This is a genomic window from Sporanaerobacter sp. (assembly GCF_047830725.1).
In the GTDB taxonomy this organism is placed as follows: domain Bacteria; phylum Bacillota; class Clostridia; order Tissierellales; family Sporanaerobacteraceae; genus Sporanaerobacter.
The window spans coordinates 1,297,728-1,319,717 of the sequence record NZ_CP181252.1 but is presented as its reverse complement, the minus strand read 5'-3'; the positions used below and the strand labels follow the sequence as shown (position 1 = coordinate 1,319,717).

Genomic DNA, 21,990 nt, shown 5'->3' with positions numbered 1-21,990 from the left:
GCTATTCTCCTTTCTTTTTGTGATTTCTTATGACTTTTTCAATTTCGTCTAAATCATCAATTCCATCTTCTTTTTCTCTCCCTATGACTATAGGCACTATATTTAACTCACTACAGGCAAGTATCTTTTCTAATGTTCCCCCTGCTTCTCCACTATCTTTCATGACTACATAATCTACATCGTATTCTTTAAACATTGATTTATTAAAATCTATAGAAAATGGTCCTAAAATAGCTACAATATCCTTCATTGTTACATTCCACTTTTTGCATTCTTGTATACTACTATTAGCAGGAAGTACCCTATAAATAAATCTATTATCCCTTTTTATTTTTTCAAAATCTCCTATATTCTTTGAACCTGTAGTGAAAAATACCGTCCCAGAAATATTTTTTAGATATTCTATACATTCTTCATAAGTTTTTAAATATATAGCATCCGAAGGAATTTCCGATTTTTTTCTTACATATCTTATATACATAATATCTTTTATTTTAGATACTTTCCTGGCATTTTCACTTACAATTTTGGCATAGGGATGAGATAAATCAACTATAAGACTTATATTCTTCTCTTCAACAAAATTTAACATATCTTCTAATCCCATTCTCCCAACAATTAGCTTGTCCAAATCTATAAATTCCTCTTCACTTTCAGTAGCACTAGTTATGACAAAATCATCTATATCTTCTATCTTTCGAGAAAGAGTACTTGCTTCACTAGTTCCCCCTATTATCCATATCAAATTTCATACCCCCTAGGAGTTATAATGAAGTCATCTTTTATATATGTATTGCTATTTCCAATTATTAAAACACACATCATATCTATAATATCATAGTCTATATCATCTAAAGTAGTAATATATTTTTCCGTATTGGCCCTTCCCGAATTTTTAACTATTCCCACAGGTGTCTTTGGTGCTTTATATTTAAGCATTATATCCACAGCTTTTTTTAAATGATCAGTCCTAGTTTTACTCTTGGGATTGTAAATTGTTATAACAAAATCTCCACAAGATGCATATTCTATTCTCTTTTCTATTATATCCCAAGAAGTCATCAAGTCACTCAAACTAATAGAACAATAATCATGCATAATAGGAGAACCCAATTCGCTAGCAGCTGAAAAAGCTGCTACTATTCCAGGGATTATTTCTACTTCTATTCCTTCTGCCAATTCCAAAATAGGCCCTGCCATACCATAGAGACCTGAATCTCCAGTACTTATGATGGCAGTATCTTTCCCTTCTTTGACTTTTTTTATGGCCATATTACATCTTTCAATTTCTCCCCTCATTCCTGTTGAATAAATTTCCTTTCCTTCTTTTAAATCTCCTAAATATTCAATATAAGAAGTATATCCTACTATTACTGAACATCTTTTTATAGTCTCTACTGCTCTAATTGTCATATTTTCTCTTCCGCCTGGCCCTATCCCCACTACATAAAGTTTAGACATACTAAATCATCTCCTTTGAAACTGCCACAGTTATACCATTGTATTTAGTCTTTCCTACTACTATCTCTCCTCCCGATAGATATGCACAAGGTTCACTGACACAATAAACTCCAACATTTCTTTTAACAAAATCGCTTTTTTCAAATTTTTCTTCCACCATTTTTATTTCTTCTATAGTATAAATATTCCTAGGGCATTTAAAATAACTTGCAGCTTCTAAAATACCTAATTCATCACTTTTTATTTCAATAGTATTTATAGACTTTATAGAATTAGATGAAAAATTGTTTTTATCAAGCACATCTAATATAGCATTTATTATTTCTTTTCCACTAGTACCTTTTTTACAACCTACTCCTATATTTAAATTTTTAGGTCTCAATATTACATGAGGTATATTGATATCTATTTGTTTTATAGAACTTATACACAATACTCCATCTAACTTGTCTTCATATTCTTTTATATTTTCTAATCCATAAATAAAAACCAAATTGTCATATTTTATATGGCCTTCCATTTCAGAAAAATACCCTATCCTTTTATCATTAACCATCATACTAGTTATCTTCTTTACCTCTTCCATATTCTCCATAACATAACCTTTTCTCATAGCAAATATATCTACCGCCTCTATATTTCTCCCATCAGAAGCAGTAGTTATGATTGGCTTTGCCCCCAGTATTTCCCCTACAATTTCACACAATCTATTTCCTCCACCTATGTGTCCTGACAATAAGCTTATCGAATACCTTCCCAAGTCATCAACAACTACCACAGCTGGATCTACAGTCTTATCTATTATATACGGAGAAATCATTCGTACTGCTATACCCGTAGCTGAAATAAATACTATGCCTTCATATTCCTTAACTATCTTTTCAAATATAGATTTTATTCCGCCCTCAACTTCTGAATTTTCATAGTGACAAATTTCCAAAAAATCTTTCTTATCTCCATATTTCTCTAATTTGCGTCCTATATCTCTACCTTTATCTGTAAAAGATAGACATGCTACTTTCAATTTTTTGCCTCCCTGTACTCATGAGTAAAATTTGGATCATACAATTTAGATCTTTCATAAGACCCATCTATAAAATCTCCCACCAATATTTGTGCAGTTTTATTTATGCCTTCTTTTTTTACTTTGTCCACAATATCATCTAAAGTCCCTATAAGGATTTTTTCATCTTCCCAAGTAGCTTTGTATACTACTGCAATAGGTACATCTCCTCTTTTATATCCTTTTCTCAACTTTTCAACTACATTTTCTATATTCTGAACAGAAAGAAATATTGCCATAGAAGCCTCATAAGAAGCTAATTTTTCTAAATCTTCACTTTCTGGTACACTGGTTCTTCCTTCTATTCGAGTAAGTATAACAGTTTGACTTAAACTTGGAAGTGTAAATTCACTTTTTATAGCTGAACAAGCTGCAGTAAAAGAACTAACTCCTGGAATAACCTCATACTGGATATCTTTTTTATCAAGAAGGTCCATCTGTTCTTTTATTGCTCCATATATAGTAGGATCCCCTGTATGAAGTCTCACAACTTTAAGGCCCTTTTCTTCGCCTTCTACCATTATTTTTACAACTTCCTCCAAAGTCATATAAGCACTATTATAAAATTTACATTTATCTTTGCAATAGTCTAAATGTGCCTTAGACACTAAACTCCCAGCATAAATAACAATATCTGCTTGTTCTAAAAGTCTTCTGCCTTTGACTGTTATAAGGTCTACATCTCCTGGACCTGCACCAACAAAACTAATCATTTCTTTCCCTCCTTCCAAAAATAAACGATATATAATCTCTGTCTTTAAGTATCTGGTCTCTATCTACAAGTATTTCTTCATTTTCCAATGTAACTCTTTTCATATATCTATAGACATAATCTTTATTTTCTAAATTATTTAGAATTTCTTTTTTATTCTCTAATGTCTTTAATACACAAATAGAATCTATTTTATCTAATACTTCTTCATTAAATTCATCACAAAGTAAAAAACTTTCTCCTTTTAAAATTAAAGGAGTCTTGGACTTTGCTGCTCCTGCTACAAAAGAAGGTATGCCAGGAATGATTTCTACTTGAATATTCTTTTTCTCCAATTCTTTCATGATATAAATAAAGGTACTATATATCATAGAATCCCCTATAGTTAAATAAGCCCCAGTACCTTCTTCTGGGATTTCATTGTATATAATCTCTGCTGCATTTATATAATCTTCTTTTCCTACCTTCCCCATAGAAAAGTCCAACAGTACTATCTTTTTCCCATGAATAAAATCCTCTACTGTATCCAAAGCCATGTTTTTCCCCTTATTATTTGGTGCAAAAATTACACTGGCCAATTCTATTTCTTTTACTGCTTTTAATGTCAACAACTCTTTATCGCCTGGACCTGTTCCTATTCCATATAATTTTTTCATATTTTCACTCCCTTAACTATAAATATTGGATTTTGTCCCTTCATAAGTCCAATTTTATCCATATAAGAAGATTGAATTAACTGTACTTCTATATTTTCATATTTATATTCTTCTAAACATTGAATACAATTGTTTAAATTTTGTAGTCTAATAAAATTTCCACAGACAATACCGCCTGTTTCTAGATGAGCTTCTAAATACTTAAATATTTCATTAAATTTCCCTCCACTGCCACCTATAAAACATTTGTTTATCTCAATATCTGGTAAAGCCTCTGGAGCTTGTCCCTCTATTAGATTTAACTTCACATTAAATTTAATACTATTTTTAGTTATAATATCTATTCCTTCTTTCTCCTTTTCAATAGCCCAGACATTTGCACCTTGCAATGCTGCTTCTATAGATATGCTACCTGTTCCAGCTCCAATATCTAATAGTCTATCTCCTTTTTCAATAGCTAAATAGGCAATAGCAAGTGTCCTAATATTAAATTTAGTCATAGGAATATTTCCCCTGATAAATTCTTCATCTCTAATCCATTTCATTTTCCACCACCACCACTGCCAAAGAAGAGATATCTTCTATTTCTTCTCCTATATTTATTTTCAATATGCATTCATCTTCATAGGACAAATTGTATCCTATATACATAGTCCCCCTCATACTCAATTCATGCAATTTTTTTGATATAGTCTTTGGTGTATTTATGCTATCTGTAAGTATAATAGTCATAGGAGTATCAAGTACTGATTCTAGGCTTTCTTCTCTCCCATGAAGAGATAAAAATCTAGAATTGTGCCAACTTTTCTTAAGCTTTCCCATCATATATTGAAAAGAAGACAACCCAGGAAAAACTTCATCTACTAATATATCTTTATTTTTTAAATACTCTAGTATACCATAAAAACAAGGATCCCCAGATGCAAGAATCAAGATATTTTCCTTCCTCAAAGAATATCTATACACTTCATCTATATTTTTAACTTTTATATAATCGCTTCTCAAATCTTTTATTGACTCTCCTGCTCTCCCAAAAGCTACAATACATTCCGCTGATTTTATAGCTTCCAATACTTGAACTGTTAAATATTTAGTATTTCCAGGTCCTATACCAGCTACTGTGAGCAAATAAATGCACCTCTTTCCATAGAATATATAATCACCTTCACAGGATAATCTTTATCTTTCAAATACACTTTTATCCTTTCTTCACAACCTCTTTCCATATCATAGACTATTTTGCCGTATCCATTGTCTATACATATATTTAAGGCTTCTTCAGCCGTCATAGCAGCCTTTACTTTTTCTATAATATCCATAGGAGCACCCTTCAGTGCTAAATAGTATATAAAAGCTTCAATTCTTCCATCACACACTCTGCTGTGAGTATTAAATACTCCTATTGATAATTTTGAAAATTTTCCAATATGCCCAACGAGGGTCATAGACTTAAATTCGCTATTATAGACATACAATATACTGTCTCCTATATAGTTTGAAATTTTTACTTTCCCTCCTTGTAAATTCAATGTATCCGCAATTTTTTCTCCATAGTTTCCTGGTACAAGTATTATATTTTCTTTTCCTATATTTTCACCCACTGTATCAACTTCTAAATATATAGTCTTTATGAGAGCATCTTCTGACATAGGATATACTATACCTTTAGTTCCAATTATAGAAATACCTCCTTCTATTCCTATGTTTTTATTGTAAGTTTTCTTGGCAATTTCTTTTCCCATAGGAGCATATACAATTACATCATATCCGCAATTTGAAATTTCTTTTATCTCCTTTTCTATCATCATTCTAGGCACAGGATTTATAGCTGCATCCCCCACCTCTCCAAACAGTCCTTTTCTACATATTCTGCCTATTCCCTCTCCTCCATCTATGAAAACTTGTCCATCATTTCTTTTCCTTACCTTTGCACATATTTCCATGCCATCTGTCACATCTGGATCATCTCCACCATCTTTTATAATAGTAGAATGAGCCCACTCTCCATCTATATATTGATTTTTAACTTCAAGTTTCAATTTGATTTTAGCAGGAGTATTTATCTCTATAAAAGAAACTCTTTCACCTTTAAGCAATTTAGCTGCCGCTTTAGCAGCTGCTGCAGCACAACTGCCAGTTGTATAGCCACACTTAAGTTTTTTGCCTTCTTTTATTACATATAGTTCTTCATTCATCTTCCTACCACCATATATAATATTGCATTCATAATAGATGCTGCTACATTGCTCCCACCTTTAGTTCCAACTGTTGATATAGAAGGTATAGCATATTTTCTTAAACTTTCTTTTGATTCAGCTGCTCCTACAAAGCCAACCGGAACCCCCACAACAAATTTTGGATTTACCTTTCCTTCATCTATCAATTCAAGAAGCCTAAAAATAGCTGTAGGTGCATTGCCTATAACAAACATATCTATCCCCTCAGATACCGCTGCATCTATTGCACAAGCCGATCTAGTAGTCCCCAATGTTTTAGAAAGTTCTACTACTTTTTTATCATCTATAAAATATTTCAATTGGCATGAAGTCTTTGCAAGAGCTGTTTTATTTATTCCTGCTGCTACCATTTTGGTGTCAGTGAATATAGTTCCACCAGCTTTTATTCCTTCAACAGCAGTATTTAAAAAATCATTTTGAAATACTGCTATTTTTCTATAATCAAAATCTCCTGTAGTATGAATCATTCTTTTGACAATCAACTTTTCTTCTTCAGAAAAGTAAGTATCTCCCATAACTTCCTCAATAATCTCCATGCTCTTTTTTTCTATTGCCATAGGTTTCTTTACATACATTTTGATTTCTCCTTTTCAACAATATCTAACAAATTTAAAAATGCCTTCATATTTCCTAAAAAATTTATATGAGGATACCCCGCCAACACATTTTTATACATATATCCACAATTCCACCTTTTATCACTCATAGGTTTGGTTATACTATAGATTTCTTCTCCATCTATTTGGGTCATAGATTTGTGAAATTCATGACCAGTCAGAATATCACCTTTTTCCCCTAAAATACAATCCTTCATTAATTCTATATCTATATAGCCAAATCTTTGCAACTTGTCAGTCATTTTACTCGTTCCATTAAATACGCCACACATTTCATGGTCTTCTATAGCACTCATCAAATACATAAATCCTCCACATTCTGCATAAATATGTCCTCCATTTTCAGCAAATCTTTTTATTGATTTTCTCATCTCTGTATTTTTTGAGAGAAATTCACTGAAAACTTCAGGATATCCTCCTCCTAAATATAAAAGATCGCATTTAGGAATTTGCTTATCCTTCATAGGAGAAAAATAAACAACATTTGTAGTGTTTTCAAATAAATTTAAATTTTCTCTATAATAAAAAGAAAAAGCTCTGTCATAAGCTATGCCCACCACTACATCTCTTTTTGCTGGATATGTGTATTCTTTTGTCACTACTTCACTCATACTATCTATCAAACTATCTAAATTTACATTGTTTTCTATTTGTACAGAAGCTCTTTCTATGAGCTCATCAATATTTTCTATTTCTTCACCTTGGACAAGTCCTAGATGCCTACTCTTTATTTCCAATTCCTTATCCTCTTCTACAAAACCTAATACTTTTATGCCTATATATTTTTCAATTTGTTCTTTCATCAATACATATATATCTTTTCTGACTTTATTTAAAATAACTCCAACTATATTTGAATATTTAAAATCTACCATGCCCTTTATCTTGGGTATAGCTGAAAACATTTCTCCTTTTGGAGTATATACAAGTATTGTATTTATTTTAAGCTTTCTTGAAATATCATAAGATGAATTTTCGAAAGTATTGTAAATTCCATCAAAATATCCCATAGCACCTTCTACTACTGCAATTTCTCCCTTCCCCATAGAAAAAGAATCCTCTATTCCATCCATTCCCATAAGATGAATATCTAAATTCCCCGCATCCAGTCCAGAAGCCAATTCTAAAAATTTCTTATCTATATAATCTGGACCTGTCTTATAGCAGCATACATTTAATCCTCTTTTTTTAAGGGCCCTTACAATTCCCAATGTAATTGTAGTCTTCCCGCTTCCACTAGAAGGAGCCGAAATCATGATACTCTTCATTTTACATCCTCTCCAAATTTCTAAAAGTCTCAATGAGTTTTAGATTGTCTTCTCTTCTTTTTATAGCTATTCGAACATAGCTAGTATCAAGTCCTTGAAAACTAGAACACTTTCTTATAACCATACCTTCTTTAAGAAAATAATTAAATACATATTCTTCATTCCACTTAAGCAATTTAATAAGCATATAATTGGTATCGGTGTCATAGGGCTTTAATCCATCTATTTTTGAAAGCTCTTCAAATATAAATCTTCTTTCATTTTCTATATAAGACTTGCTTTTTTCCATATAATCTTTGCAACTAAAAATATAGCTTCCAGCTATTTCTGCTAAAGAATTTACACACCAAGGCAATTCTACAATTTCATATGCTTTTTTCATATCTATCGAAGTACATCCATATCCCAAACGAATTCCTGGAAGGGCAAAAAATTTAGTTGCTGCCCTTATGATCCCTACATTTTCAAAATCATAATCCTTAAATATATCTATGCTATCATAATCTTCAGGACAAAATTCATAAAATGCTTCATCTAAAAGTAAAAACCCATCTTTCTTTTTAACTATTTTATATATACTTAACAATACTTCTCTTTCAATTCTTAACCCTGTAGGATTGTTAGGATTTCCTAGAATAAGCACATCTCCATGTTTTATATTAGTTTCTAAAAGATTTAAATCTATCTTGAAATCTTCTGTATAATTTAGTTTTAAAACTTCTTTTTCATGTATTTTCCCTCGTTTTTCATATTCAATAAAAGAAGGTACAAATACTACAACTCTATCAAATAGCTGTATAAAATTATCTATTATTTCAACAGCCCCATTGCCAACCACCACATTTTCAACTTTACATTTTAAATAATCAGCAATATGCTGTTTAAGATGTCTATACTTTATATCTGGATAAATTGTCAAAGTATGGAGGGAATTCGAAAGAATTTCATACAATCCACAAGGAGGCCCTAATGGATTTATATTGCTAGAAAAATCTATAAGTTCTCCATCATAAAAATCGCTATAAGAAATCAAATCTCCACCATGTTCCATAAAATCACCTACTTTCCTAAAAGAACAATGCAAATATAAATAAAAATCAAAAGCATTTCAGCTCTATACATTATTTCAATAGTTCTTTTTATATCATCTTTTTCTAATAGTCTATTATCATCTCCAATAGTAGGCTTTTCTACTATCTTCCCAAAATAATAGCTATTTCCACCAAGCTGTATATTCAAAAGTCCTGCTACAGCACCTTCTGGATAAGCAGAATTAGGACTTTTATGATTTTTTCTATCTCTAAACATTATTTTAAATCCATTTTTTACATCATATTTAAACATAGAAGATATGCACATCAAAATTCCCGAAATCCTTGCTGGAATAAAATTGAATACATCATCTACTCTTGCTGGAAAATAGCCTAAATCTATATATTTTTCATTCATATACCCAAGCATAGAATCCATAGTGTTTATCATTTTATACATCATTCCACCAGGTGCTCCAAAAAGTAAGATATAAAATATAGGTGCAATGACACCATCAGAAGTATTTTCTGCTACTGTTTCTACATCTGCTCTTACTATTTCAGATTCAGTCAAGTTCTCAGTATCCCTTCCCACTATATAGGAAAGCCTCAACCTAGCCTCTTCTATTCCATTTTCAAATCCTTTATATACTTTCATAGCTTCTTTGTGAAGGCATCTAGCAGCAATACAAGTATATATAAGATATACATTGACTATATGATAAATAAGTTCATGTTTTTTTACACTTTTAAGAAGTAAATATGGAACAAAATAGGCTATAAAAATATTCAAAAAAGCTATTATAAATCCGCCTATTTTAAGTCCTCTTTTAGTTTTAAAAATCTTTCTTTGCAAATTGTCTTCAACTGAAATAAGCTTCCCCATATATTTCACTGGATGAGGAAAACTATAGGGATCTCCTATAAGCAAATCCAAAAAAACTGCCAATACAATATCCATCACATAATTCACCTATTTCTTCAAAACAGAGTAAATATACTCCATATTTATATTTTCTCTAACTACCTTTGCAAATTTAGATATCTCTTCTTCCTTTTCCCATTCCCTTTGTTCTTTGCTATTGCAATTCTTTTCATAATCTAAAAGACTATCTTCATCTTCCAGTTCCAAATGAACATAAGGAATAGTTCCAACTACAGGAATATGAGTTAGCTTTTCTATCATGTCTATGCCAGATTGTAAAAGAGATATATCTCCTCTAAACTTATTTATGACAAGTCCTTTTATTCTCTTTCTTTCTTCTTCTTCTAAAAGCATTACTGTTCCATAAAGAGATGCAAATACCCCGCCTCTATCTATATCAGCTATCAACAATACCGGAGAATTTGCCATTTCAGCCATGCCCATATTCACAATATCATTTTCCTTCAAATTTATCTCTGCTGGACTTCCTGCCCCTTCTATCACTACTATATCGTAAGTACTCTCAATTTCCTTAAATGTCTCTAATATCATAGGCTTTAAGCTACTTTTAAATTTAAAATATTCTACCGCATCCATAGTATATTTATTTTCGCCATCTATAAAAACTTGACTAGTTCTGTCTCCAGTAGGCTTCAAAAGAATAGGATTCATTCTTGAATCTGGCTTAAGTCTAGCAGCAACAGCTTGAAGTGCTTGTGCTGTACTTATTTCACGCCCATCTTCAAGGATGTACGACTTAGATGACATATTTTGAGATTTAAATGGAAATACAGTAAATCCATCTTCTACAAATATCCTACACAGTGCTGTGCAAAGCATACTCTTTCCTGCAGAAGAAGTAGTACCTTGTACCATAATACTTGTCACTTTCTCACCTCCAAAAAAAAGAGAACCTCCTCGAAGTTCTCTTGCCTACAAATCAACAAAAAACACTACCTTTCCCTCCGAAAGAATGCTTTTAGTTCAGGCAGGTTTCCTGACTCATGGCTAAATCCTCTTTCCTCCTTCCCAGCAAAGCCAGTGGATATGGAATTCGTCACCATTTACAGTAGCGGGGGCTGTAGTGGAATTTCACCACTTTCCCTTTTAACCCATAGGGCACCTAAACCACTATTCTATTTTCTATTTAATAATATCATTCTTATTTATTTTATGTCAAATAAATTCATTCCCAAGCTCTAAAATATGATATCGGCAACATTTAAAATTGTTTCCTCTTTGTTCAATGCAGAAAGAAAATCTACTTTTCTTACAACTTTAGCCAATATTCCTCCACTGTCTTCTTCTATTTCTCTTTCTTCATGTTGTTCCTTAACAATATCTAAAAATTCATCATAAGAATATATCTTAAATTTTTCTATATCATATTTTTCTGCCAATATTTCGAGAAATCTTATGACAATATCTTCATAATCATTTTCTTTATTTGTCCCTAAAATTTCACTTATCTTTGGAATTATAAACTCAAACAAAGCCCTTCTATAAGGTACATCTTCTATACCAAGAACTTGTCCTATCTCTAAAATTTTGTGTTCACCTAAATCTAATAGAGTATTTAAAAAGTAGTCTTCGTCCATCTTAGGCTCAATATAATATTTATAGCCCTTAAGTTTTCTCAAAGCCTTTATTCCGTCATAATATCCAAGTTGCAAATCTCTTCTAGCTATTTCACTATCAAAATCTAAGGTCTTTCCTAAATCCTCATTGGGTGAAATATATATAATATTTAAATCTTTATTGTCAAATTTTTTAGTTCTGCCTACACCATAAGTCCTTACAGCAATTAAATCTTTATATCCTTTATCCGAAAGCAAATTTATAGGAAGATTGTTGTAAACTCCGCCGTCTATATATTTTTTCCCGTCTATCTTTTCTTTTTTAAATACAGGAAAATATGCACTGGCAATTAAATAATCTACAAGCATTCCTTTAGGTATATCTTCAATACATATTTCCACAGGTTTTAAATCTGAAAGTGATACTGTGACTATACCAAAATCCTTCCCTGAATTTCTAATTTTTTCTTCATCTATTACTTCTTCCAGCAAATTTCTCAAGGGAGTTATATCTAATCCTCCATCACTTATGATTCCCTTAATAGCTCCTGCTAAATTTTTTATATCACTTCTACTCATCTTTCCCTTTTTTATTTTTTCTATTTCCTCATCATTAGCTTCTATAACCCTTGAATAAGTCATATTGTACCAAAGTTCATAAGCTTTCTCATACTCACCTTGAACTAGCATAGCTCCATTCAGTGCTCCAACAGAAGTACCTGCTATTCCACCAATTTCAATCCCCATATCCATTATAGCTTTATATGCTCCTATATGATATGCTCCTTTGGCTCCTCCACCTTCAAGAATTAAACCATACATAAAAGTACCCCCATTCATTTCCTTTTTTCATAAACTATTGATAAATATCACAAATTCTACTTTATATCTATGAATCCTTCTTTTTCTATCTTGGTATTAAAACCTTTAGATAAACCATTTATATAGGATATAGCTTCTGCTTTTTCTTTGCCCTCTAAAGGTATAGGTCTTGAATTGGCTATTTTACATGGTATGATATTTACTCTTTCTATTTTCTTATTCTTTATGACTATTTGCCCAATCATGGTCTTCTTGCTTAATTCACTTGTTGAATTGAAAACAAAATTTCCCAAACTATAAAAAATAGGTTTCCCCCTATAAACCTCTATCCCTTGAAGAACATGAGGATGATGACCCATGACAATATCTGCTCCACTGTCTATCGCTCTTTTAGCAAACTTTATCTCTTGTACTCTTGGAGTAGTACTTCTTTCAACTCCCCAGTGAATAGAAAGAACTACTATGTCTGCATTTTTCTTCATCTCTTGAATCTTTTTACACACTTCATCTACATAAATATCATATCCACTAAGAACCCCAGGTCTTTTATCATTTGCATACCACTTTGGATCTGGGATAACTCTTGAATAAGCCACAATTCCAATTTTAATTCCATTCTCCTCAACTATAATTCCCTTCATTGCTTCACTTTTATTTCTTCCAGCTCCTGTATATTTAATTTCATATTTATCTAAATTGTCTAATGTATCCATAAATCCATCATATCCGTAATCTAGCACATGATTGTTTGCAAGAGTCACCACATCTATTCCTGATTCTTTCATCGCCTTTGATGTCATAGGACTGGATCTAAAATTGTACTGCTTGTTTGGCCACTTTTTTCCTCTATTGGTAATACTGGTTTCTAAATTTACTATTGTCAAATCATCTTCTATAAAATATGCTTTTACCTTTTCCCAAGGATATCCTATTCCATATTGATTGTGATATTTTCTAATGCCTCCATCAAACAAAACATCTCCTGCCATAGATATGATTGTTTCATCTTTCTCGCCATTATCTTCCGCTTTTACAGGAATAGTAGAAAACAGTAAAATAAATATTAAAAGCATGGAAATTTTTCTTCTCAATTTTATCCCCCTCATTGAACTTTAAATATACCCGCCTTTATATTCTATAATGGCAAAATATTTTTAAGCACTCTCACAAAATTTTCTCCCAATACCTTTCTTATAGTAGATTCACTATAACCTCTGTTTAGAAGTTCTTTTGTCACTATTGGAATTTTAGTACAATCCTCTAAATCTTTTGTCCCTTTAGAACCTAAATACTCATTAAAATCAAATCCCAATCCTACATGGTCCTCTCCTGCCAACTCTAAAATATATTCTAAATGTTTCATAAAACTTTCCATAGATTCTTTTTCTTTGTCTTCTGTAAAATATCCATTAATTCCTATAACACCACCAGTTTTGGCAATAGCTTTTATTTGTTCATCTGTCAAATTTCTCTCATGATTGTATATAGCTTTGGCATTTGAATGAGAAGCAATAATAGGATTCTTAACTAAATCAATTATATCCCAAAATCCTTCCTCATTTAAATGTGAAACATCAACTATTATACCTAATCTCTCCATCTTCAATATAGCCTCTTTGCCCAATTCACTTAATCCACCACTTTCCGAAACACCTGCTGCAAAATAATTTCTCCAATTCCATGTAAGCATAGCACTTCTAAGACCTAATTCATAGAAAACATCAATCAATCCCAATTCATTGCTTATAGGTTCCATACCCTCCATTGACAATACCAAACCTATTTTATTTTTACTCATTGCCTCATCTAAATCTCTTTTAGTTCGTATGAGAATAGCTTCTTCAGTATTTCTAAGTTGTCTATACACCTCAGATATTTCAACCAATGCTTCCTTTAAAGAACCTTCAGGATGCAAATTTTCAAAAGTATTTACAAATACTAAATTTACACCTCCCTGTTTTAATAAAGGCAAATGTTTTGAAACAAGTATGTCTTCATTTCTTTTTCTACTCTTTTCCATCAACATATGAAGTAGAATATCTGAGTGAGCATCTACCACATAAGAATTCTTATGTAAATCCATATAATCCATTATTTCATCCCCTATTATATAAATTTATTAATACCATAAACATTGTACTATTTTTCTATAAAAAAGAAAACACCCTCAAGTAAAGGTGTTTTTACATACAAGCCACTCTATTTCTCCCACATTTTTTAGCCTCATACAGTGCCTTATCAGCTTCTATTATGACACTACTTATATCACTATTTTTACTAATTTCATCTATTTGAGATACCCCAATACTTATTGTAACTGATATATCAAAATTCCACACTCTAAAATTGTTGTTTTCAACTTGACTTCTAAGTCTTTCAGCTATTTTTTTCGCCGTATTCACGTCAGTATTTGGCAATAAGCATACAAATTCTTCTCCACCAAATCTAATTAGTATATCATCACTTCTAGTATTGTTTTTCATGATTTTAGAAATTTCTTTTAATATCATATCGCCTACACCATGACCATAAGTATCGTTTATACCTTTGAAATGATCGATATCCAGCATGAGTACAGATATATTATTTTTTAGACCTTGACATTTTAGAGAAATTTCCTCTATTTTTTCATCTATATATCTTCTATTGTAGAGTCCTGTGAGAAAATCAGTTTTAGACTCCATATCCTTAACTCTATAAAACCTTTGAAGTTCTTTATTAGCATTTTCAAGCTCCATTTTATTTATTTTTAATTCTTCATTTGATTGAATAAGTAAGTTTACCAGCCTGTAATTTTCTATTACTGTCAAACTTTGTCTTATAGCTATAAATACACCTGTAATCAAAAACCCTAAAAAAATGACATCCATTTTTTTTGCTTTTAAAATAGTCACTATAAGAAATATAACTATTCCTATATAAGCTGACAATATTACAGAAACATTTTCTCTTCTATATTTTCTCCTAGGAATCATTTCTACATCTTCAAATATTTCACCAGAAAATGCAATGACAAGCAAAGGCAATATCCACATTGTTTTATAATATATAAGGCTTTTTGTAATACCAAATACATCCATATAAATATAAATTACATCCATTACTGTCTCCAATAAAAATCCACTAGCCCCAATATACGCTACCTTTTTAGGAAGCACTTCTCTCACCGCAAAATACAAAAACAATACACTAAAAAACAAATTCAAATTCTTTATAATATATCCCATTATAACAGAAAAAGAGCGTAAATCCATGCTGTTTAAAAAAGATACTTTCATATTGTGATAGTATAAAGCTAATGTAAAAACCATTGTAAATATAATTAAATTGTCAAAAAATAATTTTAAACTTGTCATCTTATTTCTTCTCTTTGAAATTATATAAAGTATACCAAATAAGCTTAATGGATATTGTAATAAATAAAAAATACTATGAATCCCTAAAATAGGGGCCTCAGTTTTTAAAATCAAATCATAATAGGCCCGACACATTTCAGCAATTGTATAGCTAAAAATTCCCAATGATAAAAAAAACCAATAGTATCTTTCACTTTTCACAGTGTTTCTATACACATTAAAAAGAACTATAAAAGCTATAAAAGATCCACTTATCCCCAATAAATCGCTTGCCAATTTCTGTATGTAAATGTTTTCCTTAGACATGAACACTACACTATAATATATAATTATGAAAATAGGAATAAAGTATTTTAATGAAATTTTTTTATTTGTCCCCCCCAAACCCCTCACTCTTTTCATAAATATTAAAAATATGTTACAATACATTATATTATATAATATATATAGTTTTTTTGCCATACTATTATAGGTCCAAGGTACCGCTTTTTATTAAATTTAATTAATTTTAAACTGTAAAGGAGGAAATATCATGGAAAGAAGAGATAAAACTAATTATTATTTAGACATAGCTGAAGTTGTGGCCGAAAGAGGTACTTGCCTTAGAAGAAACTTTGGTGCAATCATAGTTAAAAATGATGAAATAATTGCTACTGGATATACTGGTGCCCCTAGGGGAAGAAAAAATTGTTCTGATTTAAAATATTGCAGAAGAGAAGAATTGAATATCCCTAGGGGCACACACTATGAATTGTGCCGTTCAGTTCATGCCGAAGCCAATTGCATCATAAGTGCACCAAGAAAAGATATGATTGGCTCTACTCTCTATCTAGCGTGTAAAGATCCTAAATCAGGAAAGCTAGTTGAAAACACTAATTCTTGTGCCATGTGCAAAAAACTCATTATAAATGCAGGTATTGAAAATGTAATAGTTAGGGACACCAAAAATGAGTTTAGAACAATAAAAGTAAAAGATTGGATAGAAAATGATGATTCTCTAAGTGATGAATTTGGCTACTAATTTTCATCTATCTTTAAAGCTGCTCTAGCAAGTTTATCTACTTCCTCATTGTAAGTATCTCCACTATGAGATTTAACCTTTTTGAATACTACATTCAATCTATCCTTTATAGAATCATAAAACTCTTTGTATCTCTTTGTCCCAATTTTATTTGTTTTCCATTCACCAGTAAGCCACTTCTCTATCCCCATATAGTCATAGTAGAGATAAAGCGTATCTACATTTTTTTCTAGGGCAATGTTCATGGCGACCATTGCCCCTTTAATTTCTCCTGACACATTCCTCATCTCTATCAAATCTTTTTCATTTCCTCGACCTGAATATGTGAATTTCCCATCCTTTGAAAATAATATAACGCCATAAGCATAATATCCAACTTTCACATCAAAACTTCCATCTACATAGGCTATCATTTCATTGTCTTTCAAATCACAAATATCCTTTTCTTCACTATTCTCTTCACCATTTAAATAATCTTTAGCTTCTTTGAGAGTGAGAAAACTCTTGTATTCTGCACCAGAATAACCCTTTACTTGTTTCTCGCACTCACTCCAAGAACTATATATTCCTATATTTCTTCCATTTTTAACTGCATAGTACTTTTTCTTCACACAATCACCTCATATTTTGATTATGACATGATGAGCTACTAGTTTCAACTATATATTTATTTATATTCACTTAACTCCATGACTTGAGCCATATCTTTGTCTCCCCTGCCAGATAAATTGATGATTATTATCTTATCTTTTGGAAGAGTACGAGAAAGTTTCATACCATAAGCTACAGCATGGGCACTTTCAAGGGCAGGTATGATGCCTTCTAATTTTGAAAGTTTATAAAAAGCTTCCAAAGCTTCCATGTCAGTAACAGAAACATATGAAGCCCTTCCTATATCTTTTAAATAACAGTGTTCAGGCCCAACCCCCGGATAGTCAAGTCCTGCTGCAATAGAATATATATCTGAGTCTTCCTTTAGAGTACAACATTTAAATCCATGAATAATTCCTACTTCACCCTTAGAAATAGAAGCTGCATGACATCCCGTATCAATACCCTTCCCAGCAGGCTCTACTCCTATAATTTTCACTTCGCTATCCTCTATAAAAGGATGGAAAAGACCTATGGCATTGCTGCCACCACCAACACAAGCAACCAGATAATCAGGTAAGCGTCCCTCTTCTTTAATTATCTGTCTTTTTGCTTCTTTCCCAATTATACTTTGAAATTCTCTAACCATTAGAGGATATGGATGAGGTCCTACAGCTGAACCCAATAGATAAAAAGTATCTTGACTATTTTCTACAAAATCAGCTAAGGCTTTATCTACTGCTTCTTTTAATGTCCCTCTTCCTTCTTCTACAGGCTCTACTTTTGCCCCAAGCATTTTCATCCTAAAGACATTGTGTTCTTGCCTTTTTACATCTGTACTACCCATATATATAGTACAATCCATATCAAAAAGTGCACAAACCGTAGCAGTAGCAACTCCATGCTGACCTGCTCCCGTTTCAGCAATAATTCTCTTTTTGCCACTTCTTTTTGCCAACAATGCCTGACCTAGTGCATTATTTATCTTGTGAGCTCCTGTATGATTTAAATCTTCTCTTTTTAAATAAATCTTTGCTCCTCCAGTATATTTGGTCAAATTTTCTGCAAAGTATAGTGGACTTTCTCTTCCAACATAATTTTTATAATAATATTTAAGCTCTTTCAAAAAGTCTTCATCTTCAATATACTGATAAAACAAATTTTCTAATTCTTTTAATACCTCTTTCATAGATTCTCCAACATAAGAACCACCATATTGTCCAAAATAACCATCAAATTTTTTCACAAAAACCCCTCCTTAATTTTTTAATAGAAATAAAAAAACCCTCGCCCAAATATAAAATAGGGCGAAGGTTAAATTCGCGGTACCACCTAAATTGTGCAAAAGCACATCTCTTTCATGGGATACTAGCATATCCTGTCCTTAGATAACGGTAGGCTTCCGGCAAATGCTACTCTCCATTTGATTTCGCAATGCATCTTAAGGATCCATTCATTAGAGTCTGTACTACTGAGATCTCACCACCCTCAGCTCTCTTTAAATACTTCATTCTAACTACTCTTTCCTATCATAGAATTTTTATATATTTATTTTAATACATATTACTAGATTTTAATTTCAAAGTCAATACATTTCAATAATTAATTGTTCAACAATTCCATAAGTTTTTCTTCTATATAGTCTACAAGTGAAATTTCTCCAATTGTCACTTTGTTTTCTTCATATAAATCAGCTTTAATTCTAAAGAAATTGATTATGAGTTTGTTATCTACTATTTTGTACTCTTCTTCAGTTCCAGGAACAAATATTACTTCTAACTCTTCAAATTTTGATTCTACGCCACTTTCATTTATTTTATCCATTACTGAATTTAAATTTAGTGTTTTCACTGGATTTACCATCATTTGAGTAAACCCTAAATCCTCCATCATCCACATATTATAGTTCCAAAATCTTCTTTCCTTTTTGCTTTCACTATTTAACATTTCTCTATTTTCTATTGCACTTAATACTCTTCTCACACTATCTTTATTAAATTCATCATCATATACATATTTCATATCTTCCGAATCAGCTACACTTATCAAGTAAGGATCTCCTACCTTTCCTTTTTCACTAACCACTTGCCAAAAATAATTTAACATTTCAATAGTATCAAATTTTGTCTTGATTCTTTTAATCATATAAATCCTCTCCTTTATCTCATTGTTTTAAATTTAATACCTCTTCGAGTAAACTCAATTTTTCCTTCCTTTAGCAGTCTTCCTACTGCTCTTTTAAACGCGCTTTTACTCATATTTAGCTCTTCCTGTATTCTTCTTGGCGAGCTAGCATCATTTAAATCCAATTCTCCCCCGTTGGCCTTCATCTTATTTATGATAGTATTTGCATCTCTATCCATTTGTTTGTAAGACTTACTTCTCAAACTCAAATATAGTCTACCATCTTCTCTTACTTTAGTCACCCTCAATTCTACTTTATCTCCAGGCCTATAGACCCCATATAGTTCATTTTGGGGAATAAGTCCATCATATTTATTATCAACTGCTACAAAAGCTCCCATTTCAAAATTTATGCTATATATAGTTCCAGAAACTTTGTCATTTTCTTTGTATGGAGAATTGGTAGAAAGTAATTTTTTTATCTGCATAGTTGCACATGGTCTATTGCTTTTATCTACATATACACCAACTAAATATTTTTCGCCTCTTTCAATTTTCCCAAACTGTTCTCTAAAAGGAAGAAATAAATCCTTGTCCAATCCCCAATCTAAAAAAGCACCTATTTTTGTTATTTCCACAACTCTTAAAAGCCCTATTTCTCCAGCAACTATTTTAGGCCTTTTTGTAGTAGCTAACAGTTTATCATCTTTATATACAAATGCTTCTATCTTGTCTCCTATTTTAATCTTTCCTTGAATCTCTTTTTCTGGCAAAAACGCCATTTCATTGCTTCCCTTTAAACCTAAAAAAGCTCCCTTTGGAGTAATTTTAACTACATCTAACTCTTGAATTTCACCTACTTTTATCATGTTTCACCTTCTCTTTTCATATTATCCAATTCTAAACTTAGCATCTTTATATTATATATTCGACAATATAAGTCAAAATCCTTTTTTGTATATCCAAAATATTTGTTTTCAAAACCTATTAATATTATACCTTTAAATAACAATATTACACTAATAAACTTTTAAAGTATTTTAAATAAGAAAATAGAATTTATTCATTGTGAATTCTCTTAGAATAATTGATTATTTTTCTTTCATATTCTTCTTCCATTAGTGGCGATGAAAGTAAAAAATCTGCTGTAGCCTGATTGTTTGCAACTGGTATATCATATAATACTGCAATACGAAGAAGTGCTTTTACATCTGGATCATGGGGTTGAGCTGACAAGGGATCCCAAAAGAAAATCATAAAATCTATTCCACCTTCAGCAATACGAGAACCAATTTGTTGATCCCCTCCTAGTGGTCCACTATTAAAAGCTCTCACAGGCAAATGAACTTTTTCTGAAATAAGCCTTGCAGTAGTTCCTGTTCCACATAAAAAATGTCTTCCAAGCTTATCTTTATTTGTTTCTACCCACCGAATCAAATCTTCTTTCCTATTGTCATGAGCAATTAAAGCTATATGTTTTTGTTTTCCCATTTTAACTGAGATAAATTCATCTCCTAAACCCATTTAAAATCCCCCTCATACAAATTAGTATATTATTTATACCCAAATATAATTTAATACCAAATAAATAAAATACATTCCAACTAAAAAAGCACCTTATCCTTCATTTTGTGACAATATCAAAGTGCTAGAATTCCTTACTTCCATCTCCTACACCAATAACTAATACTTCTCTTATATTGAAATGTCTATTCTTCCATATAGTGAGCATTATTATTCAAATTACACATAATAAGGTGCCTAAATAGATTATAATATATATATATTTTAAAAGGAGTGAAATAAATATGACATATGAAATAAAATTGATAAAAAGTGATGAATTCAAAACAAGTGAATGGTCAGGAGGAACTACAACGCAAATTGCCATATACCCAGAAGATGCTGTATATAGTGAAAGAAATTTCATTTGGCGTATCAGTTCAGCTAAAGTTGAAGTAGAAGAATCAACTTTTACTCACCTTCCAGGAATAAATAGAATCATTATGATACTTGATGGAAAACTTGAACTAGTACATGAAAACCACCATAAATGTGTATTGAAACCTTTTGAACAGGACAGCTTTAGCGGTAGCTGGAATACAAAGAGCTATGGAAAAGTAGTGGATTTTAACTTGATGATGAATGAAAATGCAAATGGAAATCTGGAAAGTCTATTCATCAAAGAAGGGGAAGAAAGAAAATTTGCTTTAAATGTAGATATGAAAAGATATTCTAAAAATACTCAAGTTATTTATTGTGCATCTGGACAAGCAAAATTGTATATTCCTTTGACTGATGATACATTAATTTTACATGAAAAAGAAGCTACTATATTTACTATAGACAACACAGGTTCAATGGAATTTACAATATATAACGATTGTGAAGATATAGCTAAATTAGTCAAAACTAATATTATGTATTAATACTGCACTCTATTTATTCTAGCCTTCTTATGTTTTGAAAATAACTAAATATTTTGACATTTTAAAAAGGATTTTAACATATTATGAAGAATACAATATA

The 21,990-nt window shown here is 31.3% G+C and carries 24 protein-coding genes, 1 riboswitch and 1 other annotated feature; of the genes, 2 read left to right on the top strand and 22 right to left on the bottom strand.

Features of this window, described 5'->3' with window-relative positions:
* Position 1 precedes the first annotated feature (1 nt).
* From cobK to ACFWUA_RS06300, 17 genes are all read right to left on the bottom strand, one after another.
* Positions 2-745: a precorrin-6A reductase gene (gene cobK / locus ACFWUA_RS06380; protein ID WP_416197228.1), complete on the bottom strand. Its 744-nt coding sequence runs from the start codon at positions 743-745 to the stop codon at positions 2-4.
* Positions 742-1,461: a precorrin-3B C(17)-methyltransferase gene (cobJ, locus tag ACFWUA_RS06375; protein ID WP_416197227.1), complete on the bottom strand. Its 720-nt coding sequence runs from the start codon at positions 1,459-1,461 to the stop codon at positions 742-744. The genes cobK and cobJ overlap by 4 nt, the downstream gene beginning before the upstream one ends.
* Position 1,462: 1 nt before the next feature.
* Positions 1,463-2,485 (bottom strand): cobalt-precorrin 5A hydrolase, encoded by a 1,023-nt coding sequence (cbiG, locus tag ACFWUA_RS06370; RefSeq protein ID WP_416197226.1) that lies wholly within the window; start codon positions 2,483-2,485, stop codon positions 1,463-1,465.
* On the bottom strand, positions 2,482-3,237 hold the full coding sequence (cobM, locus tag ACFWUA_RS06365; protein WP_416197225.1) for a precorrin-4 C(11)-methyltransferase: 756 nt from the start codon (positions 3,235-3,237) through the stop codon (positions 2,482-2,484). Before cobM ends, cbiG begins: the two co-directional genes overlap by 4 nt.
* A complete protein-coding gene (locus tag ACFWUA_RS06360) occupies positions 3,230-3,892 on the bottom strand; it encodes a precorrin-2 C(20)-methyltransferase (RefSeq protein WP_416197224.1) in 663 nt (220 codons plus the stop codon). The genes cobM and ACFWUA_RS06360 overlap by 8 nt, the downstream gene beginning before the upstream one ends.
* Positions 3,889-4,437, bottom strand: a complete 549-nt coding sequence (cbiT, locus tag ACFWUA_RS06355; RefSeq protein WP_416197223.1) for a precorrin-6Y C5,15-methyltransferase (decarboxylating) subunit CbiT — start codon at positions 4,435-4,437, stop codon at positions 3,889-3,891. Before cbiT ends, ACFWUA_RS06360 begins: the two co-directional genes overlap by 4 nt.
* Positions 4,424-5,020 carry a precorrin-6y C5,15-methyltransferase (decarboxylating) subunit CbiE gene (gene cbiE, locus ACFWUA_RS06350; protein WP_416197222.1) on the bottom strand — a complete coding sequence of 199 codons (597 nt, stop codon included), beginning with the start codon at positions 5,018-5,020 and terminating at the stop codon, positions 4,424-4,426. Before cbiE ends, cbiT begins: the two co-directional genes overlap by 14 nt.
* Positions 5,008-6,087 carry a cobalt-precorrin-5B (C(1))-methyltransferase CbiD gene (gene cbiD / locus ACFWUA_RS06345; RefSeq protein WP_416197221.1) on the bottom strand — a complete coding sequence of 360 codons (1,080 nt, stop codon included), beginning with the start codon at positions 6,085-6,087 and terminating at the stop codon, positions 5,008-5,010. The genes cbiE and cbiD overlap by 13 nt, the downstream gene beginning before the upstream one ends.
* Complete coding sequence (locus ACFWUA_RS06340; protein WP_416197220.1) at positions 6,084-6,704, bottom strand: precorrin-8X methylmutase; 621 nt, start codon at positions 6,702-6,704, stop codon at positions 6,084-6,086. Before ACFWUA_RS06340 ends, cbiD begins: the two co-directional genes overlap by 4 nt.
* Positions 6,695-8,014: a cobyrinate a,c-diamide synthase gene (locus ACFWUA_RS06335; protein WP_416197219.1), complete on the bottom strand. Its 1,320-nt coding sequence runs from the start codon at positions 8,012-8,014 to the stop codon at positions 6,695-6,697. The genes ACFWUA_RS06340 and ACFWUA_RS06335 overlap by 10 nt, the downstream gene beginning before the upstream one ends.
* Before the next feature lies 1 nt (position 8,015).
* Positions 8,016-9,065 (bottom strand): pyridoxal phosphate-dependent aminotransferase, encoded by a 1,050-nt coding sequence (locus tag ACFWUA_RS06330; protein WP_416197218.1) that lies wholly within the window; start codon positions 9,063-9,065, stop codon positions 8,016-8,018.
* 8 nt (positions 9,066-9,073) lie between these two features.
* Positions 9,074-10,006, bottom strand: coding sequence for an adenosylcobinamide-phosphate synthase CbiB (gene cbiB / locus ACFWUA_RS06325; protein ID WP_416197217.1), 933 nt, complete (start codon positions 10,004-10,006; stop codon positions 9,074-9,076).
* 12 nt (positions 10,007-10,018) lie between these two features.
* Complete coding sequence (locus ACFWUA_RS06320; RefSeq protein WP_416197216.1) at positions 10,019-10,858, bottom strand: cobyric acid synthase; 840 nt, start codon at positions 10,856-10,858, stop codon at positions 10,019-10,021.
* Positions 10,859-10,939: 81 nt separating this feature from the next.
* Positions 10,940-11,112, bottom strand: a riboswitch (cobalamin riboswitch).
* Between the two features lie 57 nt (positions 11,113-11,169).
* Entirely contained in the window at positions 11,170-12,369 is a 1,200-nt protein-coding gene (locus tag ACFWUA_RS06315; protein ID WP_416197215.1) for a patatin-like phospholipase family protein, read from the bottom strand.
* Positions 12,370-12,425: 56 nt separating this feature from the next.
* Positions 12,426-13,460 carry a CapA family protein gene (locus tag ACFWUA_RS06310; RefSeq protein ID WP_416197214.1) on the bottom strand — a complete coding sequence of 345 codons (1,035 nt, stop codon included), beginning with the start codon at positions 13,458-13,460 and terminating at the stop codon, positions 12,426-12,428.
* A 44-nt stretch (positions 13,461-13,504) separates the two neighbouring features.
* A complete protein-coding gene (locus ACFWUA_RS06305) occupies positions 13,505-14,461 on the bottom strand; it encodes a dipeptidase (RefSeq protein WP_416197213.1) in 957 nt (318 codons plus the stop codon).
* A 91-nt stretch (positions 14,462-14,552) separates the two neighbouring features.
* Positions 14,553-16,031 (bottom strand): GGDEF domain-containing protein, encoded by a 1,479-nt coding sequence (locus tag ACFWUA_RS06300; protein ID WP_416197212.1) that lies wholly within the window; start codon positions 16,029-16,031, stop codon positions 14,553-14,555.
* 226 nt (positions 16,032-16,257) lie between these two features.
* Between ACFWUA_RS06300 and ACFWUA_RS06295 the strand changes: the two genes are divergently transcribed.
* Positions 16,258-16,746 carry a deoxycytidylate deaminase gene (locus ACFWUA_RS06295; protein ID WP_416197211.1) on the top strand — a complete coding sequence of 163 codons (489 nt, stop codon included), beginning with the start codon at positions 16,258-16,260 and terminating at the stop codon, positions 16,744-16,746.
* Here ACFWUA_RS06295 and ACFWUA_RS06290 read toward each other — a convergent pair.
* The 5 genes from ACFWUA_RS06290 to ACFWUA_RS06270 all read right to left on the bottom strand — a co-directional run bounded on the left by ACFWUA_RS06290 (position 16,743) and on the right by ACFWUA_RS06270 (position 20,985).
* A complete protein-coding gene (locus ACFWUA_RS06290) occupies positions 16,743-17,357 on the bottom strand; it encodes a viroplasmin family protein (protein ID WP_416197210.1) in 615 nt (204 codons plus the stop codon). The two genes, ACFWUA_RS06295 and ACFWUA_RS06290, sit on opposite strands and share 4 nt — an antisense overlap.
* A 56-nt stretch (positions 17,358-17,413) precedes the next feature.
* Entirely contained in the window at positions 17,414-18,583 is a 1,170-nt protein-coding gene (gene trpB, locus ACFWUA_RS06285) for a tryptophan synthase subunit beta (RefSeq protein WP_416197209.1), read from the bottom strand.
* A 54-nt stretch (positions 18,584-18,637) separates the two neighbouring features.
* Positions 18,638-18,879: a binding site (T-box leader), on the bottom strand.
* Positions 18,880-18,939: 60 nt separating this feature from the next.
* On the bottom strand, positions 18,940-19,482 hold the full coding sequence (locus ACFWUA_RS06280) for a hypothetical protein (RefSeq protein WP_416197208.1): 543 nt from the start codon (positions 19,480-19,482) through the stop codon (positions 18,940-18,942).
* A 14-nt stretch (positions 19,483-19,496) separates the two neighbouring features.
* The gene (locus ACFWUA_RS06275) at positions 19,497-20,330 is read right to left on the bottom strand and encodes a S1 RNA-binding domain-containing protein (protein WP_416197207.1); all 834 of its coding nucleotides are present in this window, start codon (positions 20,328-20,330) and stop codon (positions 19,497-19,499) included.
* A 190-nt stretch (positions 20,331-20,520) separates the two neighbouring features.
* Positions 20,521-20,985 carry a methylglyoxal synthase gene (locus ACFWUA_RS06270; RefSeq protein ID WP_416197206.1) on the bottom strand — a complete coding sequence of 155 codons (465 nt, stop codon included), beginning with the start codon at positions 20,983-20,985 and terminating at the stop codon, positions 20,521-20,523.
* A 284-nt stretch (positions 20,986-21,269) separates the two neighbouring features.
* Here ACFWUA_RS06270 and ACFWUA_RS06265 point away from each other — a divergent pair, with 284 nt between their 5' ends.
* Complete coding sequence (locus ACFWUA_RS06265) at positions 21,270-21,890, top strand: HutD family protein (protein ID WP_416197205.1); 621 nt, start codon at positions 21,270-21,272, stop codon at positions 21,888-21,890.
* The last annotated feature ends 100 nt before the right edge of the window (positions 21,891-21,990 follow it).

Excerpts from the sequence above, each read along its gene's own strand:
- ACFWUA_RS06295 (WP_416197211.1), top strand. The coding sequence starts at position 16,258 with ATGGAAAGAAGAGATAAAACTAATTATTATTTAGACATAGCTGAAGTT.
- ACFWUA_RS06315 (WP_416197215.1), bottom strand. The coding sequence starts at position 12,369 with ATGTATGGTTTAATTCTTGAAGGTGGAGGAGCCAAAGGAGCATATCAT.
- ACFWUA_RS06330 (WP_416197218.1), bottom strand. The coding sequence starts at position 9,065 with ATGGAACATGGTGGAGATTTGATTTCTTATAGCGATTTTTATGATGGA.
- cbiD (WP_416197221.1), bottom strand. The coding sequence starts at position 6,087 with ATGAATGAAGAACTATATGTAATAAAAGAAGGCAAAAAACTTAAGTGT.
- ACFWUA_RS06280 (WP_416197208.1), bottom strand. The coding sequence starts at position 19,482 with ATGATTAAAAGAATCAAGACAAAATTTGATACTATTGAAATGTTAAAT.
- ACFWUA_RS06270 (WP_416197206.1), bottom strand. The coding sequence starts at position 20,985 with ATGGGTTTAGGAGATGAATTTATCTCAGTTAAAATGGGAAAACAAAAA.
- ACFWUA_RS06305 (WP_416197213.1), bottom strand. The coding sequence starts at position 14,461 with ATGGATTATATGGATTTACATAAGAATTCTTATGTGGTAGATGCTCAC.
- ACFWUA_RS06360 (WP_416197224.1), bottom strand. The coding sequence starts at position 3,892 with ATGAAAAAATTATATGGAATAGGAACAGGTCCAGGCGATAAAGAGTTG.
- ACFWUA_RS06300 (WP_416197212.1), bottom strand. The coding sequence starts at position 16,031 with ATGTCTAAGGAAAACATTTACATACAGAAATTGGCAAGCGATTTATTG.
- cbiT (WP_416197223.1), bottom strand. The coding sequence starts at position 4,437 with ATGAAATGGATTAGAGATGAAGAATTTATCAGGGGAAATATTCCTATG.
- ACFWUA_RS06335 (WP_416197219.1), bottom strand. The coding sequence starts at position 8,014 with ATGAAGAGTATCATGATTTCGGCTCCTTCTAGTGGAAGCGGGAAGACT.
- ACFWUA_RS06340 (WP_416197220.1), bottom strand. The coding sequence starts at position 6,704 with ATGTATGTAAAGAAACCTATGGCAATAGAAAAAAAGAGCATGGAGATT.
- ACFWUA_RS06265 (WP_416197205.1), top strand. The coding sequence starts at position 21,270 with ATGACATATGAAATAAAATTGATAAAAAGTGATGAATTCAAAACAAGT.
- cobJ (WP_416197227.1), bottom strand. The coding sequence starts at position 1,461 with ATGTCTAAACTTTATGTAGTGGGGATAGGGCCAGGCGGAAGAGAAAAT.
- cbiB (WP_416197217.1), bottom strand. The coding sequence starts at position 10,006 with ATGGATATTGTATTGGCAGTTTTTTTGGATTTGCTTATAGGAGATCCC.
- ACFWUA_RS06275 (WP_416197207.1), bottom strand. The coding sequence starts at position 20,330 with ATGATAAAAGTAGGTGAAATTCAAGAGTTAGATGTAGTTAAAATTACT.
- cobM (WP_416197225.1), bottom strand. The coding sequence starts at position 3,237 with ATGATTAGTTTTGTTGGTGCAGGTCCAGGAGATGTAGACCTTATAACA.